The organism is Streptomyces sp. NPDC058000, assembly GCF_042886435.1.
Taxonomy (GTDB): domain Bacteria; phylum Actinomycetota; class Actinomycetes; order Streptomycetales; family Streptomycetaceae; genus Streptomyces.
In genome coordinates this window covers 73,099-92,735 of record NZ_JBHVQS010000004.1, presented here as the reverse complement: position 1 = coordinate 92,735, position 19,637 = coordinate 73,099, and the positions used below count along the sequence as shown (strand labels likewise).

Here is a 19,637-nt window from a genome sequence, read left to right as displayed (position 1 = left end):
GGGACGGTCAAATCGGCTTGTACGGCACGGGTTTGGGACCCTTGACCCGCCCTGTCCGGCTGCAATACCGTGATGCCGTTCAGGGATATGGACATCGATCATAAACGTATACGAGATCGCGTCTGCGTACGTCAGGGAGAGCCCGTGACCGCACACCCTCGCCCCGCCGCCGGGAGGTCCCCCCACCTCGCCGACCGCCTCGACGGCCTGCTGTTCTTCCCCGTGACCGCGTACGCACCCGATGGCGCACTGGACCTGGACGCCTTCCGCGCGCACCTGCGCAGCGGCGTCGACGCCGGCGCGGGCGCCGTCTTCGCCTGCTGCGGCACCGGCGAGTTCCACGCCCTCACCCCCGACGAGTACGCCGCCTGCGTCGCCGCGGCCGTCGAGGAGACCGCCGGCCGGGTCCCGGTGCTGGCCGGCACCGGCTACGGCACCGCGCTCGCCAGCCACTTCGCCCGCCTCGCGCACACCGCCGGCGCCGACGGACTGCTCGCCATGCCGCCCTACCTCGTCCACGCCGACCAGCCCGGCCTGCTCCGCCACTACGCCGCGCTCGCCGCCGCCACCCCGCTCCCGGTCATCGTCTACCAGCGCGACAACGCCGTCTTCGCACCGGACACCGTCGCCGCCCTCGCCCGCACCCCCGGCATCATCGGCCTCAAGGACGGCCTGGGCGACCTGGACCTGCTCCAGCGCATCATCAGCGCGGTCCGCACCGACGCCCCCGGCCGCCCCTTCCGTTACTTCAACGGCCTGCCCACCGCCGAACTCACCGGCCCCGCCTACCGGGGCCTGGGCGTCCACCTCTACTCCTCCGCCGTCTTCGCCTTCGCCCCCGAGATCGCGCTCGCCTTCCACCGGGCGTTGAACGGCGGCGACGAGTCCACCGTCACCCGCCTGCTGGACGGCTTCTACCGGCCGCTGGTGGAACTCCGCAACGAGGGCAGCGGATACGCCGTTTCGCTGGTCAAGGCGGGCGTGGGACTGCGCGGCTGGCCGGCCGTCGGCGGGGTGCGGCCACCGCTGTCCGACCCCGGGCCCGAACACGTCGAGCGCCTCGCCCGGCTCCTCGACCACGGCCTGGCGCTGGCCGCGACCGTCCCCGGGGCCGGCGCCTGATGCGCGCCGCCGCCTTCCTCTACCCCTGGGACGTGGTCGGCGACCCGCGCGCCCCCGCCCACCTCGCCGAACTCGGCCTCCACCAGGTCACCCTGGCCGCCGCCTACCACTCCACCCGCGCCCTCACCCAACGCCACCCCCGCCACCGCATCGTCACCGCCCGGCACTCCGCCGTCCTCTACCCGCCCGACCCGGACCGCTGGGCGGGCCGCGCGCTGCGCCCGTACGCCCAGGACTGGGTCGCCGACCCGGACCCCTTCGACACCGCCGCGCGGGCGCTGACCGCCGCCGGCCTGGAGGTGCACAGCTGGGTCGTCCTCGCCCACAACTCCCGCCTGGGCGCCGACCATCCGACCTTGGTCGTCCGCAACGCCTACGGCGACCGCTACCCGTGGGCGCCCTGCATCGCCCGCCCCGAAGTGCGCGACTACCTCGTCCGCCTCGCCGCCGAGGCCGCCGTCCGGCCCGGTGCCCGGGGCGTGGAGCTGGAGTCCTGCGGCTGGTACGGGCTGGCCCACCTGCACGGCCACGACAAGCTCGCGGGGGTCGGGCTGGGCGGCGCCGCGGAGTACCTGATGTCCCTGTGCTGCTGCCCGGTGTGCCTTGCCGGATACGCCGAACTCGGCCTGGCCGAAGGTGAGGTGCCGGCGGCCGTGCGGCGCGCCCTGGAGCCGGTGTGGGCCGGCGCCGTGCCACCGGACGGCGGCGGCCGGGCGGGGGAGTGGGCCGCCGTCGAGGAACTGCTGGGTCCGGAGACGGCCGGTGCGGTGCGCGCCTGGCGGGACCGGGCGGCGGGCGCACTGCAACGCGCGGTGGTGCACGCCGTGCGGGACGCCGCGGCCCGGGCCGCGGTGGACGGCTTCCGGGTGCTGCTGCACGCCGACCCCGCCCCGCACCGGTGCGGGGCCAACGCCGGGGTGGACCCGGCGGCGGTCCTGGCGTGCGCGGACGGGGTGGTGGTGCCCTGCACCGGGGGCGCCGCGGCCCGGGCCGCCGCGCTCGGGCCGTTCGCACCACGCCCGGCGGGCACGACGGTGGCCGCCAACCTCACCGTGGTCGCGGGGATGGGCGGCAGCCCCGGCACGTTGGCCGCCGACGCCGCCCACGCCGCCGCGCTCGGCGCGAACGAACTGCGGCTCTACCACGCAGGGTTGGCCGGCGCGGCGGACCTGGCGGCGGTACGGGGAGCGCTGCGGGCGCTGAACCGGTCCGCCGGCGGCCGGGCCCAGGGCAGCGGCGCGGAGTCCGCTCCGCCGACCTGACTTCCCGTCAGATGGGCGAAGACCACGACATTGCCCAGGTACTCCTGCCGGGACCGACTGAAACCGCCGCCGCAGGTGATCAGGCGGAGTTCGGCGCGGCGCGCCTCGCCGTAGACCCTCTCGTCCGGGAAGTGCCGGCCGTCGTACACCTCCACCGCGTCGACGGTGAACACCGCGGTCCGCCCGTCCGCCCGCAGGATCCGCACGGTGTGCCCCCTCTTCAGGGAGCCCAGGCGGTAGAAGACCGCGGGGCCCGCGCGGGTGTCCACATGGCCGGCGATCAGGGCGGTGCCGGTGGCGCCCGGCGGGGTGCCCTCCGCGTACCAGCCGGCCAGGTTCCGGTTGCCCTCCGGCGGCGGTGCCAGGCTGCCGTCCGCGGCCAGCCCCAGCCGGGTCAACGGTGCGTCGATGCGCAGCGACGGCACCGCCACCCGGAGCGGCTCCGCGGCCGGCAGCGGCGGCACGGCCGGGCGCCCGGTCGCCGCCCCCGCGCCCGGTGGCCGGGCGGTGAACCCCTGCGCGCCGGACGGCTGGGGCGGCGCGGTGTCCCGGGTGCCGTTGACGATCAACCAGCCACCGGCACCGCACGCGGCGGCGGTGACGGCCACCGCCAGCGCACCGGACAGCCGCGCCCGGAGCCTGCCCCTGCGTCCACGGCCCGCCGGCCACGCTTCCCGTTCCCGGCCCACCCGCGTTTCCCGGCCCGCCCGGGCCTTTCGTTCCCGGCCCGCCCGGGCTTTTTGTTCCCGACCCACCCGCCCTGGGGCCCCGCCGTCACCGGGCGGTGGCTGCGGGGAACCGGGCCGTGGGGAGCCGTCGGACGGCATGGGCGGCCGGGAGCGGGGGCCGGGTCAGTACCGGCCGCCGGGCCGGCGCCGGCGGACCAGCCAGACCCCGGTGGCGGCCGCCACCAGCACCACACCGGCGCCCGCGGCGATCTCGGTGGTGCTGACACCGTCCTCGCTGGTGGAGCCCTCACCGGTCTTCATCTTGCCCTTGGGCGGCATGGTGGGGCCGGCGCCGCCCGGCGCGGGCATCGCGGAGTGCTCCTTGGCGGGCATGCTCGGCTTGGCGCTGCCGTGCCCCATCCCGGGGCTCATGCTCGGGCTCATACTCATCCCGGGGCTCATGCTCGGCCCGGCGGACGCGTCCTGCGTGCCGACCCGGACCGTACCGGTGAGCTCCTTGCCGTCGGCACACTTGCCGCCGATCCCGTAATTGCCGGGCTTGGTACCGGACTTGACCATCACCTTCCCCACCAGGGAGCCCTTGGCGGAGCCCGGGGCGAAGGTGACCGTGCCGCCGCCGAGGGCGGCGGCATCCACGCTCGCCGAGCGGCTGCTCCCACACCCCATGGTGGAGAGGGAGACCGTGGAGCCGGCCTCGGCCATGCCCGGCGAGACCTCGATGGTGCCGAAGTCGCCGGCGTACGCCGCGGTGGCGGCCAGACCCAGCGTGGCGGCGGACAGCACGGCACCGGTGAGCAGTCGGGTGGAACGCATGGGAACAACCTCCGCGAAGCGCGGTCGCGACACAGGTGTGCCACTGGGGAAGTCGGTGGAGTTCCGCGCCTCCTCCCACGAGATAAGCCCCCGCGGGCCCCGCGGTCCTGCTGGCCTACGGTGAACGGGTGAGCGGGCCCGCCCGACTGCGCCGTCCGGGGCCCGCGGTCACCCCGGCCGGACGAACCCGCACTCGTACGCGGCGATCACCGCCTGCGTCCGGTCCCGCACCCCGAGCTTGGCCGGCACCCCGGCGACATGCGTCTTCACGGTGGCCGGGCCGACGCCCAGCCGCTCGGCGATCTCGGCGTTGGTCAGCCCGGCGGTCATCAGCCGCAGCACCGCACCCTCCCGCTCCGACAGCCGGTCCCGCAGTGCCCGCGCCGCATCAGGGGACGCGGCGTCGGCGTGCCGGGCGGCCAGTGCCCGCACCGCGGCCGGGAACAGCAGCGAATCGCTGTGCGCCACCAGCCGCACCGCCTGGACCAGCTCGTCGGCGCGGGCCCGCTTGAGCAGGAACCCGCTGGCGCCGGCCCGCAGCGCGTCGTAGACGTAGGCGTCGTTCTCGAAGGTCCAACGTCAACTCCCCCTCTTCCACCCGAAGTCGCACGGTCACCGGAACCGGTCCGGCGTGCCGCAGGGCATTGCTCAGCCCCTCCTGGACGATCCGGTATGCCTCCCGCGAGACCATCGGCGGCACCCCCGCGCGGTCCCCGGACAGCTCCGCCGTGACCTGGACGCCCGCCGCGCGGGTCCGGTCGAGCAGCGTCTCCAGGGCGTCCAGGGTGGGCGCGGGCGCGGTCGGACCGACCGGAACGGTGTCGTCCTCGGCCCGCAACAGGCCCAGCACGGTGTCGAGTTCGGCGACCGCCTCGCGGGTGGTGTCCTCGATGGCGGCCAGCGCCTGCCGGGCGAACTCCGGGTCGGTGTCCAGCACCCGGCGGGCCGCCCCCGCCTGGAGGGTGACCGCGCTCAGCGCGTGGCCCACCGCGTCGTGCAGTTCGCGCGCCAGCCGGTTGCGGGCCGCGAGTTCGGCCGCCCGGCGTTCGGCGGCGGCCAGCCGGTCGGCGGTGGTGGGGCCCAACAGCGCCGGCGCGCAGCGGGCCAGCAGCGCCCCCGCGCCCCAGGCGGTGCCCAACAGCAGCGCCAACAGCGCCAGACCGGCCGGCGGCGCGGCCCACCCGTCGGCGTACCGCGGCCACCCCGGCCGCGGTACGTCGACGCCGAACGGCGCGGCCAGCAGCACCACCGCGGCCGGCGGCGCGGCCAGCGTCATGCCGCTGACGATCCCGCCGGCCAGCAGGTGCGCCGTGAACCACAGCGCGCTGCGCCGCCGGGCGGCCCAGGACCCGGCCGGTCCGTCGGCCAGTCGCTCCGCCGGCACCGCGCACAGCGCCCGGACGGCGGCCACCTCCAACGGCCGCAGCAGCGGGAAGAGCAGGGCGGCCAGCGCGGCCAGCGGCAGCGCACCGGCGAACGCGGCGAACTGCCAGCCGAGGTGGCGCAGCGGGTCCGCGCCGGCCACGAGGAGCGGCAGCGCCACCGACGCCAGCAGATAGAACGGCATCAACAGCGCCCCGCCCAGCACCAGATGGACCCAGCGCCGCGCCACCCGGCCCGCGGTCAGTCGCACCGGACGGCTCCGGGGGCGCGTCCGGCGGTGGCCGCGCCCGTCATGCCGCCGGTGGCGCCCGCGACCCGGTCCGTGCCGTCCGCCGCGCTTCCGCTGTCGGCCCCCCGGCGCCTCGGTCCCGCTGACGATCCGCCTCCGCCGTGTGGCGGAGCCGGGGGCCGCCTCCGGTACCAGGCGTCCCGGCCCTCAGAGCCGGCGGGTGGCCAGCGTCAGCCGGTCCCGGGCGTCGAACAGCGCATCCTTGATCGTCTGCTCGTGGCCGGAGGTCAACCGGGCCACCGGTACCGAGCAGCTGATCGCGTCCCGGGCCGGGGTGCGGTAGGGGATCGCCACGCCGAAGCAGCGCAGACCGAGGGTGTTCTCCTCGCGGTCCACCGCGAAGCCCTGTTCGCGGACCGTGTGCAGCTCCTCGATCAGCTGCTCGCGGTCGGTGAGGGTGTGTTCGGTCAGCGCGGCCAGAGTGGGCGGCAGCATCGCCCGCACCTGGTCGTCGGTGTGGGTGGCGAGCAGCGCCTTGCCCAGCGACGTGGAGTGCGCGGGCAGCCGGCGGCCGACCCGGGTGAACGGGCGCAGGTAGTGCTGCGACTGGCGGGTGGCGAGGTAGACGACGTTGACGCCGTCGAGCCGGGCGAGGTGGATGGTCTCGGCGGTGTCGTCGGAGAGCCGGTCCAGCGTCGGCCGGGCGGCGGCCACCACCTCGTCGCCGTCGATGTACGACGTGCCGACCAGCAGGGCGCGGACGCCGATGCCGTAACGGGTGCCGGTGGCGTCGGTCTCCACCCAGCCGAGGTCGACCAGGGTGCGCAGCAGCATGTAGAGGCTGGACTTGGGGTATCCGACGGCTTCCTGGACGGAGGCGAGGCTGTGCATACCGGGGCTGCCCGCGAAGTATTCGAGCAACTCCACCGTCCGCACCGCGGACTTGACCTGTGCTCCACCGGCCTCGGCAGCTGACATCGCCCTTGACCCCTCTGTTCGGACAGCCATAGAGTCCCAAGGATTCACCATCTGGGACAGCGTTCAGCATATAGAACGCTGTCAACGCTGTCCCGTGTGCGGCAAGGGTTCACGCGGCAACGACTTGGCCCGGGAGGGACGCACGGTGACAGCAGCGGGAGCAGCGCCGGTGGCAGCACCAGTCTGGAGCGTCGACCCCCGAACCGGGAAGCGTCGGGAGCGGGTTGCGGTGGAGGCCACAGCCCACGCGGTGGACACCGCGGTCCGCGCCGCCCACGCCGCCCGCGGCCCGCTCGCCGACCGCGGCCGACGGGCCGCCCTGCTGCGCCGCGCCGCCGCCCTCCTCGAAGCCGACGCCGACCGGGTCATCGCCGCCGCGGACGCCGAAACCGCCCTCGGTGTCGCCCGCCTGACCGGCGAACTCGCCCGCACCGCCTATCAGTTGCGGTCCTTCGCGGACCTGGTCGACGAGGGCGCCTTCCTCGACGTCCGGATCGACCACCCCGACCCCGGGCTTGCCCCGCCCCGCCCCGACCTGCGCCGCTACAGGATCCCGCTGGGCGTGGTCGCGGTCTACGCCGCCAGCAACTTCCCGCTCGCCTTCTCCGTGCCCGGCGGCGACACCGCCAGCGCCCTCGCGGCCGGCTGCCCGGTCGTCGTCAAGGCCCACCCCGACCACCCGGCCACCTCCGAGCGGTGCGCCGCCCTGCTGCGCCGCGCCGCCGCCGAGACCGGGCTGCCCGCCGACACCGTGGTCCTGGTGCACGGCTTCCAGGCCGGCCTCGACCTGGTCCGCCACCCGCTCATCGCCGCGGCCGGCTTCACCGGCTCGGTCCGCGGCGGCCGCGCGCTGTACGACGCCGCCGCGGCCCGCCCGCACCCCATCCCCTTCCACGGTGAACTGGGCAGCCTCAACCCCGTGGTGGTCACCGAGGCCGCGGCCGCCGAACGCGCCGAGGAGATCGGCACCGGCCTGGCCGGCTCGACGACCCTCGGCACCGGGCAGTTCTGCGTCAAGCCGGGACTGGTCCTGGTGCCCGACGGCGCGGCCGGCGACCGACTGCTGGCCGCGCTCACCACGGCCGCCGGCGCCACCGGGCCGGGCACCATGCTCGACCGCCGGATGCGCGACGCCTTCCTTGCCGGCGTCCACGAAAGGGCCCAACTCCCGGACGTCCAGGCCCCGTTGACCCCAGCCGCCGAGGATGGCGGACACACCGTCACCGCCGCCGTGCTCACCGTCCCCGCCGCCCGCCTCGTCACCAGTGGCCCGCACGACCTCCTGCTGGAGGAGTGCTTCGGCCCGGTCACCGTCCTCGCCCGCTGCACCGGCGACGACGAGGCCACCGCGGTCCTCGCCCGGATCCCCGGCACCCTCTCCGCCACCCTCCAGCTCTCCACTGCCGAGGGCACCGGCACCGACCCCGCGGGCCGCGGCGCCCGACTGCTCGCCGCGGTCACCCCGCTCGCCGGCCGGGTCGTGGTCAACGGCTGGCCCACCGGCGTCGCGGTCGCCCCCGCCCAGCACCACGGCGGCCCCTACCCGGCCACCACCTCCACCGCCACCTCCGTCGGCGCTACCGCCGTCGAGCGCTGGCTCCGCCCCGTCGCCTACCAGGACACCCCGCCGGCCCTCCTCCCGCCCGAGCTGCGCGACGCCAACCCGCTGGGGCTGCCGCGCCGCGTCGACGGCCGGGCCGAGGGGGCGTAGGTCGACGCATGACCCCCGCCGCCCCGCCGCACCCCGCCCCGCAGGTCCGCCCCGCCACCACCGCCGACCTGGAGCCGATCGCCGCCCTGCACACCGCCGCCCGCGCCGCCTACCTCCGCGGCCGGATACCGGACGCGCCCTTCGACGCCCCCGCCGAACACGCCCGCTGGCGGGACGCCTGGGACCGGGTGCTTCACCACGACGGGACCCCGACCCTCTGCGCCGTGCGCCACGGCACGGTCGTCGGCGCCGCCTCCTACCTCCCCCACGCCCCAACGGCGCGGGAGGACACCCGTCGCACCGCCCCCGCAGGCACCGTCACGCTCCACCAACTGCACGTCGACCCGACCCACTGGGGCACCGGCGTGGGCCGTGCCCTGCACGCCGCCTGTCTGCACGCCTGGCGCGCCGCCGGCTGCTCCCGGGCCGTCCTCGACGTGCTCTGGCACAACCACCGCGCCCGCACCTTCTACCACCGCCTCGGCTGGCGTCCCGATCCGGACCGCCGCCCGGCCCCCGACGCCACCCACCTCGCGCTCACCCTGCGCCTGACCCCTCCGGAGGGGCCGCCGGCTCCCGCCGCGCCATGATCTGAAGCCGCTCGGCGGTCCGGCCGTCCAGCGTCGGCACCGTCGCCCGGCACTCCCGCAGCCCCGTGAAGCCCGCCGCCCGCAGCAGCCCCCGCAGCCACTCCGGCGCGTGGTGCCGGAACACCCCGCCGTCCTCCGTCTCGAACACCCCGTACGTCCCGTACCGGGCCGCGAACCGCCCGTACCGCTCGCGGTTGAACGGGTCGTCCTGCAACGGCACGTCGCTCATGTACAGCATCCCGCCCGGCCGCACCAGCCGCGCCAGCTCCCCGACGATCGCCCGCTGTCCGGCGTCGTCCGGTACGCAGGTCAGCACCGCGAACAACAAGGCCGCGTCGAAACTCCGGTCCGCGAACGGCAGCGGGAACCCCGCCCACCGCAGCAGTGCCAGCCCCGGATGCTCGCGCCGCCCCCGTGCGATCAGCGCCGCCGACCGGTCCACCCCGCGCACCGCCCCGTACCCCAGCCCCGTCAGCTCGGCGGTGAGCCGCCCGTACCCGCATCCGTAGTCGAGCACCCGCGCGGACCGTGGCACGAACTCCGCCAGCAGCCCGGGATCGATCGGGTGGGTGAAGGTCTTGGCGGCCCCGGTCGTCTCCCAGAACCCGTCGGTCGCGTGCGGTGATGGCATGCCCATATCGGGACGGTACCGTCCGTAACCCCGCAAGATCCGGCATGTCGCCCGCCCCGGAATAACCCCCGCCCCCGCGCCGTTGGACCCCTCCGTACACCTGACCGGTCGCCGGCCGGTCCCCCCGAGGAAAGTCATCCCCATGCGCGTCGAAATCTGGTCGGACATCGCCTGCCCCTGGTGCTACATCGGCAAGGCCCGGTTCGAGGCCGGTCTGGCGGCCTTCGCCCACCGGGCGGACGTCGAGGTCGTCCACCGTTCCTTCGAACTGGACCGGGACGCCCCGCCCGCCACCGACCTGCCGATCCTCGACATGCTCGCGTCGAAGTACGGCGTCAGCCGGGCCCAGGCCGAGGAGATGGAGGCCCGGGTTGCCGAGGCGGCGGCCGGGGAGGGCCTGGGCTACCGCTCCGACCGCATCCACGGCAACACCTTCGACCTGCACCGCCTGCTCCACCTGGCCAAGACCCACGGGGTGCAGGACGCGCTGCTCACCGCCCTCTACCACGCCAACTTCGCCGAGGCCCGGCAGCTCGGCGACCCCGCCGTGCTGACCGGGATCGCGGTCGAGGCCGGCCTGCCCGCCGACGAGGCCGCCCGGGTCCTGGCCGACCCGGACGCCTACGCCGCCGACGTCCGCGCCGACGAGCACGCCGCCGCCGAACTGGGCGCCACCGGCGTCCCCTTCTTCGTCATCGACCGCCGCTACGGCATCTCCGGCGCCCAGCCGGTGGACGTCTTCCACCAGGCGCTCCAGCGGGCGCACGCCGACTCTGCCGTCCAGGTGCTGGCCGCCGGCGACGCGGACACCTGCGGAGACGGGGGCTGCGCCGTCCCGGAGGCGTGAGCCGACCGGTACCGGTCCGGCGTCCCGGGCGATGCCGTGGACGCCGGACCGGTTACCGACCAGAGTGGGGGCCATGCAGCGACACACGGCACTGGGCGGGGACGAGTTCGCGCCCGAGACGGTCTACCTGAACTCGGCGGCCAGCGGGCTGCTGCCCGCGCGGACCGCCGCCGCGCTACGGGACGCGCTGACGGAGTCGGCGTCGTACGGGACGATGGGGCGCGACTACCTCGGCACGGCGGAGCGGGCGCGCGGGGCGTTCGCGCGGCTGATGGGGGTGCCCGCGGAGCGGGTCGCGGTGGGCAGTTCGGTCGCGGTGCAGTCGGCGTTCGTCGCGGCCTCGCTACCGGCCGGCAGCGAAGTGCTGGTCGCCGAGGGGGACTTCAGCTCGTTGGTCAATCCGCTGGTGGCGCACGGCGGTTGCACGGTGCGGGCGGTGCCGCGGGAGACGCTCGCCGATGCGGTGCGGCCCGGGACGGCGCTGGTCGCGGTGAGCGCGGTGCACGCCATGGACGGCCGGATCGCCGACCTGGCCGCCATCCGGGACGCCGCCCGGGCGCACGGGGCGCTGACGTACATCGATGTCACGCAGGCCGCCGGGTGGCTGCCGGTGCCGGTCGCCGACTTCGACTACGTGGTGTGCGGGGCGTACAAGTGGCTGCTGTGCCCGAAGGGGACGACGTTCATGGTCTTCGGCGGGGAGCGGGCGGCACGCGGCGACGTGGGCGGCCCGGGGTGGCCGGTGCCGGTGCACGCGGGATGGGTCGCCGGCCAGGACCCGGGGGAGTCGAACTACGGCCCGATCGACCGGCCGGCGGCGACCACCCGCCGCTACGACGAGCCGCACGCCCACTTCTCCTACGTGGGCGCCGCACAGTCCCTCGGGCTGCTGGCGGAGATCGGCGTGGCGAGAGTCCACGCCCACAACGTGGCGCTGGCCGAGGAGTACCGGGCCGGGCTGGTGGCGGCCGGGTTCGCCCCGCGGCCCGCGCCCGGGTCCGCGATCGTCTCCACCCCGGGGCTGGCGGACGCCGAACCGCGGCTGGCCGGGGCCGGGGTGCGGGTGTCGGTCCGCGGCGGGCTGCTCCGGGCGGCGTTCCACCTCTACAACTCCTCCCGGGACGTGGCACGGGCGCTGGCGCTGCTGGTCCCGTGACGGCGCGATTGCCGTGCGTTGCCGCGGTGTTTCCGCAGGCCAGGGGGGATGCGGGGCGGGGCGTGATGGCTGATGTAATGGCCAAGGATTCAGCTCGACAGGCGAGTTGATGACCCGTGACCCACAGCTGAGAGGCCGTCAGTGACCACTGCCTTCGACCCCATAGACCTCGCCGGTGTCCCGCTCGCCAACCGCATCGTCATGGCGCCGATGACCCGCAACCGCGCCACCGAAGAGGGGGTGCCCACCCCGTCCATGGTCCGCTACTACACCCAGCGGGCCTCGGCCGGCCTCATCGTCACCGAGGCCACCCAGACCGAGGTGGTCGGCCGCGGGTACCCGCTCACGCCGGGCCTGCACACCGCCGAGCAGGTCGCCGGCTGGCGCCGGGTCACCGACTCCGTCCACGCGGCCGGCGGCCGGATCTTCGCCCAGCTGTGGCACGGCGGCCGGATCGGCCACCCGGTGCTGCTGCCCGACGGGCTGGAGCCGGTCGGCCCGTCCGCGGTGAAGGCGGCCGGCCAGGGCTTCACCCAGAACGGTCCGACGGACTTCGTGACCCCGCGCGAGCTGACCGACGAGGAGATCCGCGCGACCGTCGACGGGTTCGCGACCGCGGCCCGCAACGCCATCGAGGCCGGCTTCGACGGCGTCGAGATCCACGGCGCCAACGGCTACCTCGTCCACCAGTTCCTGGCCCCCAACGCCAACCTGCGCACCGACGAGTGGGGCGGCTCCGACGCGGCCCGCGCCCGGTTCGCGATCGAGGTGGTCACGGCGGTCGCCGGCGCGATCGGCGCGCACCGCACCGGTCTGCGGCTCTCGCCCGGCAACCCGTTCAACGACATCGCCGAGCCCGCACCGGAGGCCACCTACACCGCGCTGGTCGAGGCCATCGCCCCGCTGGGCCTGGCCTACCTGCACACCTGCGACGTCCGCGACCTGGAGCTGCTGGCCCGGCTGCGGAAGCGGTTCGGCGGCCCGTTCCTGCTCAACCCGGCGACCGACGGCCGGCCCACCGGCCCCGAGGAACTCCCGCTCGTCGAGCAGGGCGAGGCCGATCTGCTCGCGTACGGCGCGCTGTTCATCGCCAACCCCGACCTGCCCCGCCGGCTGGCGGCCGGTGGCCCGTTCAACACCCCGGACCGGGCCGGCTTCTACGGCGGCGACGACCACGGATACCTGGACTACCCTGCCCTGGAAGGTAACTGACGGTACGTCAGTCAGCGGAGCGCGGCGGCCGCCGCACAGCGCCACGGGGGTGCTGTGCGGCGGCCGTCTGTCATCCGGGCGCCCGCCGCCGCGCGGGCGCGCCGCGGATCCCTACCTGACCGGCACGAACGGGGCCCGTGCCCCGATGTACTCCGGGCGCCGGACCGGGGCCGCGAACGGCTCCACCGCGGTGTTCTCCATGCTGTTGAAGACGATGAAGACGTTGCTGCGCGGGTACGGCGTGATGTTGTCGCCGGAGCCGTGCATGGCGTTGCAGTCGAACCACGTCGCCGAGCCGGCCCTGCCGGTGAACAGGCGGATGCCGTGCCGGTCCGCCATGGTCGTCAGCGCCTCGTCCGACGGCGTGCCCGCATCCTGCATCTGGAGCGACTTCTTGTAGTTGTCCTTCGGGGTGGCGCCCTCGCACCCGACGAAGTGCCGGTGCGACCCGGGCATGATCATCAGGCCGCCGTTGGTGTCGAAGTTCTCGGTGAGCGCGATCGACACCGACACCGTGCGCATGCTCGGCAGCCCGTCCTCGGCGTGCCAGGTCTCGAAGTCCGAGTGCCAGTAGAAGCCGGAGGCACCGAACCCCGGCTTGACGTTGATCCGCGACTGGTGGACGTAGACGTCCGAGCCGAGGATCTGGCGGGCCCGGCCGACCACGCGCGGATCGGTGACCAGCTTCGCGAACACCTCGCTGATCCGGTGCACTTCGAAGACCGAGCGGACGTCCTGCGTCGTCGGTTCGACGATCGAGCGCGGGTCGCTGCGTGTCGCCGGGTCGTGGACCAACCGGTCCAACTCGGCGCGGTACACCGCGACCTCGTCCGCGGTGAGCAGCTCCGGGAGGGCGCAGAAGCCGTCCCGTTCGAAGTCGCCCAGCTCGGACGCGGCGAAGGGGCCCGCCGCTCCGGGCTGCGACCACACCACCGGGTCCTGCCGCGGGGTGATGACCTCGGAGGTCCCACGGGTCGGGTACAGGTCGGCGGTGCGCTCGGGTGCGGTGGTCATGGTGGTGCCTTCCTCTCCTCTCGTACGGAATCTCACTGCGTCACGGTGACGCCGGACGGTGGACGGTCCGGTGTCCGCGCTCAGCTCGCCCCGGGCTCGGGCTCGGTGAGCAGCGGGTAGACGCCGTTCTCATCGTGGTCCTCGCGGCCGGTGACCGGCGGGTTGAAGACGCACAGGCAGCGGAAGTCCTCTTTGATCCGCATGGTGTGCTTCTCGTGCCCGTCGAGCAGGTACATCACGCCGGGCGTGATGAGGTGCTTCTCACCGGTCTCGTCGTTGGTCAGCTCGGCCACGCCCTCGACGCAGACCACGGCCTCGATGTGGTTGGCGTACCACATCGACGTCTCGGTGCCTGCGTAGAGGACGGTCTCGTGGAGCGAGAAGCCGACCCGCTCCTTGGCGAGCACGATGCGCTTGCTCTCCCATGTGCCGGACTGGGCCTTGACGTGGCGGTCGGTGCCTTCGATGTCCTTGAACGAGCGGACGATCATGGTGCGTCGGGTGCCTTTCTGTTGAACGGTGAGGGGCGTCGTACGACGGGGAGCGGTCAGGCGCAGTCGCGCACCGCGCGGGCGAGGATCCGCAGGCCCTCGTCCAGCTCCTCGGGGGTGGTCGTCAGCGCGGGCAGCAGCTTGACGACCTCGCTCTGCGGGCCGGAGGTCTCGATGAGCAGCCCCAGCTCGAAGGCGCGCTTGGCGATCTTGTTGGCGAGCTCCTTGTCGGTGCACTCCAGGCCCCACACCAGACCGCGGCCGCGGTACTCGGCGAAGGTGCCCGGGTGCTCGGCGATGATGGCCTTCAGATGTCCCTCGACGATCTCGCCGCGGGCCAGCGTCTGCTTCTCCATCTGACCGTCGGCCCAGTACGTGTCCAGGGCGGCGGCCGCGGTGACGAAGGCCGGGTTGTTGCCGCGGAAGGTGCCGTTGTGCTCGCCGGGCTCCCAGATGTCCAGCTCCGGCTTGAACATCGTCAGGGCCAGCGGGAGTCCGTAGCCGCTGATCGACTTGGAGACGGTGACGATGTCCGGCACGATGCCCGCCTCCTCGAAGGAGAAGAAGGCACCGGTACGGCCGCAGCCCATCTGGATGTCGTCGACGATCAGCAGCATGTCCTGGCGCTTGCACAGCGCGGCCAGGGCGCGCAGCCACTCGGCGCGGGCGACGTTGATCCCGCCCTCGCCCTGCACGGTCTCGACGATCACCGCCGCGGGCTTGTTCAGGCCCGAACCCTGGTCCTCCAACAGCCGCTCGAACCACAGGAAGTCCGGCGTCTGCCCGTCCAGGTAGTTGTCGAACGGCATCGGGGTGCCGTGCACCAGCGGGATGCCGGCGCCGGCCCGCTTCATCGAGTTGCCGGTGACCGCCAGCGCACCCAGCGACATGCCGTGGAAGGCGTTGGTGAAGGAGACGATCGACTCCCGGCCCTTGACCTTCCGGGCCAGTTTGAGCGCGGCCTCGACCGCGTTGGCGCCCGTCGGGCCCGGGAACATGACCTTGTAGGGCAGGTCACGCGGCCGCAGGATGATGTTCTGCAACGACTCCAGGAACGCCCGCTTGGCCGTGGTGGACATGTCCAGGCCGTGGGTGATGCCGTCCCGCTCGATGTAGTCGATCAGGGCGCGTTTGAGGACCGGGTTGTTGTGCCCGTAGTTGAGCGACCCGGCGCCGGCGAAGAAGTCCAGGTAGGTGTGGCCGTCCTCGTCGGTCAGGCGGCTGCCCTGCGCGCGGTCGAAGACGGTCGGCCAGCCACGGCAGTAGCTGCGCACCTCCGACTCGACGGTTTCGAAGACGCTCAGATCGGGCTGGGTGATGGTCACAGCATGCTCCTGGGAGATGAGTGCGGGGGGAGAGAAGTCTGGGGGCGGCGCCGTGCGCGCGGCCCGGGTCAGCGGTTGCTGCCGGGCGGCGCTTCGAACGGGCCGATGAGGTGTCGGACTTCCGGCTCGTGGCCCTGCTCGGGGAAGAGCGCGGCGTCGAAGAGCACCTCTTGCGTGACCGGCACCGAGTGCCGCTCGGCGAACGACGCGAACAGTCGGTTGGACGCGTCGTTGTCGGGCGTGATGGTGGTCTCGACACGACGTATGCCCAGTTCGTCGATGGCGCGGGTGGTCAGCCCGTCCAGGAGGGCGGCGGCCAGGCCCCGTCCGCGGTGCGCCTCGTCGACGGCGATCTGCCAGACGACGAGGGTGTCCGGGCGGTCGGGGCGCACGTAGCCGGTGACGAACGCGGCCGGCTCGCCCGCCGCGTCGCGGGCGACGGCGGAGGTGGCGGCGAAGTCGCGGCACCACAGGAGGTAGCTGTAGGAGGAGTTGAGGTCCAGCGTCTTCGAGTCGCAGGCGATGCGCCAGATCGCTGCCCCGTCCTCAACCTGTGGGGTGTCGAGCTTGAAGCCCTCCGGGAATTCCTTGAAATCGCTTCGGGCACCGGCATGGTCTGCTTGTGCGGCGGTCATGCAATTGAATTTACCCAGGGGAAAAGTAAATTGCATCGCGGGTCCGGGTTACGTGGGAGACGTTTTTATGTTATCACGCGGGGGCGTGCGAGCGCGCGATCCGGCGGCAAGTTGTCATGGTTCGTCATGGAAGTTCGGGACGAAATGGACACTCTGTGTAGTCGGTCACAGCTCAGTAACGCTCGTGTGAAGTGCCTGAATAATGAGACTTGATGCTAGCGAAATCTTGGCGTTTGAGGTTCGGAAAAGCGGGCATACGAATACGGGAAGCTGGCTTCTGGGGAAGTGGGAATTCGCCGCCAGAAGGCGCCGCGGACGGTTCACCAAAATGTCCGCGAGAAGCTACCGGAGCGCGACTCCGACAAGATGCGGGAAGTGTCGCAAGGTGATAGAGCGCATAACCGCGGCGCGATTTCGGATATCCACGCGCGGGATGTGCGGTGCGGGCCGCGGGCGCACCGTGGTCGCCGGCCGCGGCCCCCGCATACAGTGCGTGCATGACGTCCATGAGTGAAGGTGCAGTGCTGCACCTCAAGGGGAGGGTGCTCGTCGGACCGGACGAGGTCCGCGACGAGCTGTGGGTCATCGACGGCCGGGTGACGTTCGAGCGACCGGCCATGGCACGGGATGCCAGGACCGTCGCCGGCTGGGTACTGCCCGGCCTGGTCGACGCCCACTGTCACGTCGGACTGGACGCGCACGGGCCGGTGGACGCCGCCACCAGCGAGAAGCAGGCGCTCACCGACCGTGACGCCGGCACCCTCCTGATCCGGGACGCCGGCTCGCCCTCGGACACCCGCTGGATCGACGACCGCCCCGACCTGCCGCGGATCATCCGCGCCGGCCGGCACATCGCCCGCACCAAGCGCTACATCCGCAACTACGCGCACGAGATCGAGCCGGCGGACCTGGTCGCCTACGTGGCCCAGGAGGCCCGGCGCGGCGACGGCTGGGTCAAGCTCGTCGGCGACTGGATCGACCGCTCCACCGGCGACCTGGCGGCCTGCTGGCCCGCCGGTGCCGTCGAGGCCGCCATCGCCGAGGCGCACCGGCTCGGCGCCCGGGTCACCGCCCACTGCTTCGCCGAGGAGTCCCTCGCCCCGCTGGTCGAGGCCGGGATCGACTGCATCGAACACGCCACCGGTCTGACCGAGGACACCATCCCGCTCTTCGCCGAGCGCCAGGTCGCCATCGTCCCCACCCTGGTCAACATCGCGACCTTCCCGCAGCTCGCGCTCGCCGGCGGGGCGAAGTTCCCCCGCTGGGCGGACCATATGCGCCGGCTGCACGACCGGCGCTACGACACCGTACGGGCCGCCTACGACGCCGGCGTGCCGATCTTCGCCGGTACCGACGCCGGCGGCTCGCTGCCGCACGGCCTGGTCGCCGACGAGGTCGCCGAACTGATGAAGGCCGGGCTGCCCGTCGAGGCCGCCCTCTCGGCGACGACCTGGGGCGCCCGGGAGTGGCTGGGCCGCCCCGGCCTGACCGAGGGCGCCCCGGCGGACCTGGTCGTCTTCGAGACCGACCCGCGGGCCGACGTCCGGGTGCTGGCGGCGCCGCGTCTGGTGGTGCTGCGCGGCCGGGTCGTCGGCTGAGCGCCCTCAGGTAGCGGCAGGACGGTCCTGGGGCCGAGCATCGTGCGGTGGTGCGTCCGCCGCCGTGCTCCGCTCCGCCGCGTCGGCCCGCAGCAGCGCCTCCACCAGGCCGGGGAAGCGCGCTTCGAGGTCGGCGCGGCGCAGTGAAACGTAGCGCTCGCGGCCGGCCCGGCGGGTGTGGGTCCAGCCCGCCGTCCGCAGGATCCGGAAGTGGTAGGAGCCGGTGGCCCGGCTGACCGGCAGTTCGATCTCCCCGCAGCCCACCTCGCCTTCCGTGGCGAGTCGATGCACGACCCGCCGCCGCAGCGGGTCGCTGAACGCCTGGAGCAGGTCGCCGAGCCGGATCCGCGCGGTCTCCGGCTGGTCGGGGTCGGCCGGTGCGGAGGTGGCGTCGGGGGTCCCGCCCACCCCCTGAGGGCTCGGGGGAGGGGCCGCGCCCGGGTCCGTACGAGACATTGTTCGAGAACTCTCTAAACGAGTGATACGGTCGGTGATCGTCAATGCATTGACGATCCTCTAATTATTCACCGACGGTGCCCGCGCCCGACGCCACCGGCGTCCCGCCCGCGCCCTCGGCACCGACCGCTCCCGCGAGGCTCCGCGATGACCACCGCCGACCCGGCACCCGCACCCGCACCCGTTCCCCCGGCCGCACCCGCCGGGGGTCCGACCTCCGGCGGGCCACTGCGCACGCTCTTCTGCATCGGAGTGACCCAGGACTTCTTCGCCGCCGACGACGCGCTGCGCGCCACCGTGGCCGCCGCGATCCCGCCCGCCTTCGACCGACTGGGTGAGCGCTTCGGCGTCACGGTGCTCGGCACCCTCGACGACGACCAGCTGATGGTCGGCGCCGCCCCCGCCTGGCCGTGGACCTCGTACCTCCTCGCCGACGTCCCCGACCTGGACACCGTCGCCATGGTGTGCGGCATCGTCCGCGACACCCCGGTCGGCGACGGGCGGCTGTGGCGCTATCTGCGCATCGAGGCCCGGGTCGGGCGTCCGCTCTTCTTCGGAACGGCCTGAAGGGGGCCCGCTGTGCTCGACACCGGACTCGACGGCCGGACCGTCCTGATCACCGGCAGCGCCCAGGGGCTCGGCGCCGCCCTGGTCCGCGCCTGTCACGCCGAGGGCGCCCACGTCGCCGCGCTGGACATCGACGAGGCGGCCAACCGCGCCCTCGTCGAGCGGCTCGACCCCGCCGGGGAACGGATCCGGCCGGTCCGGGTCGACCTGGGCGACCCGGACGCGCTCGCCGCCGCCTACGACGGGGTCCGCGCCTGGCGCCCGGTCGACGTGCTGATCAACAACGCCGCCCGGCCGCTCGCCCGGACGCTGTGGGAGATCACCGCCGAGGAGTGGGACGAGGTCTTCGCGGTCAACCTGCGCGCGGTCTTCCTGCTGACCCGCGCGGTCGCCGCCGACATGCGCGACCGCGGCTACGGGCGGATCGTCAACATGGCCTCCCTCGCCGGCCAGACACCCCGCCCCACCGGCGCCGCGTACGGCACCAGCAAGGCCGGCCTGATCGCCCTCACCCGGGTCTTCGCGGCCGAACTGGCCCCGTACGGCGTCACGGTGAACGCGGTCGCCCCGGCCATGATCGACACCCCGATGGTCCGCTCGATCGGCCCGGAGGCGCTCGCCGAGCTCACCGACCAGGTGCCGATGGGCCGGATCGCCACCCCGGAGGAGGTCGCCCGGGTCGCCCTCTTCCTCGCCTCCCAGGAGTCGTTCGTCACCGGCGCCACCTACGACGTCAACGGCGGCGCCCTGATGCGCTGACCACGCGGGCGTGCCGCCGGCCGTACCAGGCCACCGTGGCCCGGTACGGCTGTGGTGTGGGGTGTCCGCCGGGGCGGACGAGCCGGAAGGAATCGAATAAGGGCACGGAAACCACCCTTTGGGGTGAACTCACCTCGCGTGGCTGCCCGTTCACCCTCGGTGCGTACAC

General features: G+C 73.9%; 20 protein-coding genes and 1 pseudogene. 10 read left to right on the top strand and 11 right to left on the bottom strand.

What is annotated here, in order from left to right; translation table 11 throughout:
* Positions 1 to 144: 144 nt before the first annotated feature.
* Both ACFVT2_RS06560 and ACFVT2_RS06555 read left to right on the top strand, forming a co-directional pair.
* Positions 145 to 1,122 carry a 5-dehydro-4-deoxyglucarate dehydratase gene (locus ACFVT2_RS06560; RefSeq protein WP_390012912.1) on the top strand — a complete coding sequence of 326 codons (978 nt, stop codon included), beginning with the start codon at positions 145 to 147 and terminating at the stop codon, positions 1,120 to 1,122.
* Complete coding sequence (locus tag ACFVT2_RS06555; RefSeq protein ID WP_390012910.1) at positions 1,122 to 2,384, top strand: hypothetical protein; 1,263 nt, start codon at positions 1,122 to 1,124, stop codon at positions 2,382 to 2,384. Before ACFVT2_RS06560 ends, ACFVT2_RS06555 begins: the two co-directional genes overlap by 1 nt.
* A gap of 17 nt (positions 2,385 to 2,401) precedes the next feature.
* On the opposite strand, the pseudogene ACFVT2_RS06550 reads toward ACFVT2_RS06555, so the two are convergent.
* From ACFVT2_RS06550 to ACFVT2_RS06530, 5 genes and pseudogenes are all read right to left on the bottom strand, one after another.
* Positions 2,402 to 3,211 (bottom strand): annotated as a pseudogene (locus ACFVT2_RS06550) (class F sortase); the annotation flags it as partial.
* Between the two features lie 24 nt (positions 3,212 to 3,235).
* A complete protein-coding gene (locus ACFVT2_RS06545; RefSeq protein WP_390012908.1) occupies positions 3,236 to 3,886 on the bottom strand; it encodes a hypothetical protein in 651 nt (216 codons plus the stop codon).
* Positions 3,887 to 4,054: 168 nt separating this feature from the next.
* Positions 4,055 to 4,354 (bottom strand): response regulator transcription factor, encoded by a 300-nt coding sequence (locus ACFVT2_RS06540; RefSeq protein WP_390012906.1) that lies wholly within the window; start codon positions 4,352 to 4,354, stop codon positions 4,055 to 4,057.
* Positions 4,275 to 5,513 carry a sensor histidine kinase gene (locus tag ACFVT2_RS06535; RefSeq protein ID WP_390013209.1) on the bottom strand — a complete coding sequence of 413 codons (1,239 nt, stop codon included), beginning with the start codon at positions 5,511 to 5,513 and terminating at the stop codon, positions 4,275 to 4,277. Before ACFVT2_RS06535 ends, ACFVT2_RS06540 begins: the two co-directional genes overlap by 80 nt.
* A gap of 192 nt (positions 5,514 to 5,705) precedes the next feature.
* Complete coding sequence (locus ACFVT2_RS06530) at positions 5,706 to 6,476, bottom strand: IclR family transcriptional regulator (RefSeq protein ID WP_390012904.1); 771 nt, start codon at positions 6,474 to 6,476, stop codon at positions 5,706 to 5,708.
* Positions 6,477 to 6,645: 169 nt separating this feature from the next.
* On the opposite strand from ACFVT2_RS06530, the gene ACFVT2_RS06525 reads away from it, so the two are divergent.
* Together ACFVT2_RS06525 and ACFVT2_RS06520 are read left to right on the top strand one after the other, a co-directional pair.
* Positions 6,646 to 8,187, top strand: coding sequence for an aldehyde dehydrogenase family protein (locus ACFVT2_RS06525; RefSeq protein ID WP_390012902.1), 1,542 nt, complete (start codon positions 6,646 to 6,648; stop codon positions 8,185 to 8,187).
* Between the two features lie 8 nt (positions 8,188 to 8,195).
* The gene (locus ACFVT2_RS06520; protein WP_390012900.1) at positions 8,196 to 8,777 is read left to right on the top strand and encodes a GNAT family N-acetyltransferase; all 582 of its coding nucleotides are present in this window, start codon (positions 8,196 to 8,198) and stop codon (positions 8,775 to 8,777) included.
* Here the strand turns inward: ACFVT2_RS06520 and ACFVT2_RS06515 are convergent.
* Positions 8,725 to 9,414, bottom strand: coding sequence for a class I SAM-dependent methyltransferase (locus ACFVT2_RS06515; RefSeq protein WP_390012898.1), 690 nt, complete (start codon positions 9,412 to 9,414; stop codon positions 8,725 to 8,727). The genes ACFVT2_RS06520 and ACFVT2_RS06515 overlap by 53 nt on opposite strands.
* A 136-nt stretch (positions 9,415 to 9,550) precedes the next feature.
* On the opposite strand from ACFVT2_RS06515, the gene ACFVT2_RS06510 reads away from it, so the two are divergent.
* The 3 genes from ACFVT2_RS06510 (at position 9,551) to ACFVT2_RS06500 (ending at position 12,623) form a co-directional block, all read left to right on the top strand.
* Entirely contained in the window at positions 9,551 to 10,255 is a 705-nt protein-coding gene (locus ACFVT2_RS06510) for a DsbA family oxidoreductase (protein ID WP_390012896.1), read from the top strand.
* Positions 10,256 to 10,328: 73 nt separating this feature from the next.
* Complete coding sequence (locus ACFVT2_RS06505) at positions 10,329 to 11,411, top strand: aminotransferase class V-fold PLP-dependent enzyme (protein WP_390012894.1); 1,083 nt, start codon at positions 10,329 to 10,331, stop codon at positions 11,409 to 11,411.
* Between the two features lie 141 nt (positions 11,412 to 11,552).
* Complete coding sequence (locus tag ACFVT2_RS06500; protein ID WP_390012892.1) at positions 11,553 to 12,623, top strand: alkene reductase; 1,071 nt, start codon at positions 11,553 to 11,555, stop codon at positions 12,621 to 12,623.
* 111 nt (positions 12,624 to 12,734) lie between these two features.
* Here ACFVT2_RS06500 and thpD read toward each other — a convergent pair whose 3' ends face one another.
* From thpD to ectA, 4 genes are all read right to left on the bottom strand, one after another.
* Positions 12,735 to 13,637 (bottom strand): ectoine hydroxylase, encoded by a 903-nt coding sequence (gene thpD, locus ACFVT2_RS06495; RefSeq protein ID WP_390012890.1) that lies wholly within the window; start codon positions 13,635 to 13,637, stop codon positions 12,735 to 12,737.
* Between the two features lie 80 nt (positions 13,638 to 13,717).
* The gene (locus ACFVT2_RS06490) at positions 13,718 to 14,128 is read right to left on the bottom strand and encodes an ectoine synthase (RefSeq protein WP_390012888.1); all 411 of its coding nucleotides are present in this window, start codon (positions 14,126 to 14,128) and stop codon (positions 13,718 to 13,720) included.
* A 56-nt stretch (positions 14,129 to 14,184) separates the two neighbouring features.
* On the bottom strand, positions 14,185 to 15,453 hold the full coding sequence (ectB, locus tag ACFVT2_RS06485; protein WP_390012886.1) for a diaminobutyrate--2-oxoglutarate transaminase: 1,269 nt from the start codon (positions 15,451 to 15,453) through the stop codon (positions 14,185 to 14,187).
* 68 nt (positions 15,454 to 15,521) lie between these two features.
* A complete protein-coding gene (gene ectA, locus ACFVT2_RS06480) occupies positions 15,522 to 16,088 on the bottom strand; it encodes a diaminobutyrate acetyltransferase (protein ID WP_390012884.1) in 567 nt (188 codons plus the stop codon).
* 506 nt (positions 16,089 to 16,594) lie between these two features.
* Here ectA and ACFVT2_RS06475 point away from each other — a divergent pair.
* Positions 16,595 to 17,686 carry an amidohydrolase family protein gene (locus tag ACFVT2_RS06475; protein ID WP_390013207.1) on the top strand — a complete coding sequence of 364 codons (1,092 nt, stop codon included), beginning with the start codon at positions 16,595 to 16,597 and terminating at the stop codon, positions 17,684 to 17,686.
* Positions 17,687 to 17,692: 6 nt separating this feature from the next.
* Here ACFVT2_RS06475 and ACFVT2_RS06470 read toward each other — a convergent pair whose 3' ends face one another.
* Complete coding sequence (locus ACFVT2_RS06470) at positions 17,693 to 18,094, bottom strand: ArsR/SmtB family transcription factor (protein ID WP_390012882.1); 402 nt, start codon at positions 18,092 to 18,094, stop codon at positions 17,693 to 17,695.
* A 195-nt stretch (positions 18,095 to 18,289) separates the two neighbouring features.
* Between ACFVT2_RS06470 and ACFVT2_RS06465 the strand changes: the two genes are divergently transcribed.
* Positions 18,290 to 18,709, top strand: coding sequence for a hypothetical protein (locus ACFVT2_RS06465; RefSeq protein WP_390012880.1), 420 nt, complete (start codon positions 18,290 to 18,292; stop codon positions 18,707 to 18,709).
* A 12-nt stretch (positions 18,710 to 18,721) separates the two neighbouring features.
* On the top strand, positions 18,722 to 19,468 hold the full coding sequence (locus ACFVT2_RS06460) for an SDR family NAD(P)-dependent oxidoreductase (protein WP_390012878.1): 747 nt from the start codon (positions 18,722 to 18,724) through the stop codon (positions 19,466 to 19,468).
* The last annotated feature ends 169 nt before the right edge of the window (positions 19,469 to 19,637 follow it).

Coding starts and splice junctions, on each gene's coding strand:
- ACFVT2_RS06555 (WP_390012910.1), top strand. CDS start 1,122: ATGCGCGCCGCCGCCTTCCTCTACCCCTGGGACGTGGTCGGCGACCCG.
- ACFVT2_RS06545 (WP_390012908.1), bottom strand. CDS start 3,886: ATGCGTTCCACCCGACTGCTCACCGGTGCCGTGCTGTCCGCCGCCACG.
- ACFVT2_RS06530 (WP_390012904.1), bottom strand. CDS start 6,476: ATGTCAGCTGCCGAGGCCGGTGGAGCACAGGTCAAGTCCGCGGTGCGG.
- ACFVT2_RS06520 (WP_390012900.1), top strand. CDS start 8,196: ATGACCCCCGCCGCCCCGCCGCACCCCGCCCCGCAGGTCCGCCCCGCC.
- ACFVT2_RS06515 (WP_390012898.1), bottom strand. CDS start 9,414: ATGGGCATGCCATCACCGCACGCGACCGACGGGTTCTGGGAGACGACC.
- ACFVT2_RS06510 (WP_390012896.1), top strand. CDS start 9,551: ATGCGCGTCGAAATCTGGTCGGACATCGCCTGCCCCTGGTGCTACATC.
- ACFVT2_RS06505 (WP_390012894.1), top strand. CDS start 10,329: ATGCAGCGACACACGGCACTGGGCGGGGACGAGTTCGCGCCCGAGACG.
- thpD (WP_390012890.1), bottom strand. CDS start 13,637: ATGACCACCGCACCCGAGCGCACCGCCGACCTGTACCCGACCCGTGGG.
- ACFVT2_RS06490 (WP_390012888.1), bottom strand. CDS start 14,128: ATGATCGTCCGCTCGTTCAAGGACATCGAAGGCACCGACCGCCACGTC.
- ectA (WP_390012884.1), bottom strand. CDS start 16,088: ATGACCGCCGCACAAGCAGACCATGCCGGTGCCCGAAGCGATTTCAAG.
- ACFVT2_RS06475 (WP_390013207.1), top strand. CDS start 16,595: ATGAGTGAAGGTGCAGTGCTGCACCTCAAGGGGAGGGTGCTCGTCGGA.
- ACFVT2_RS06465 (WP_390012880.1), top strand. CDS start 18,290: ATGACCACCGCCGACCCGGCACCCGCACCCGCACCCGTTCCCCCGGCC.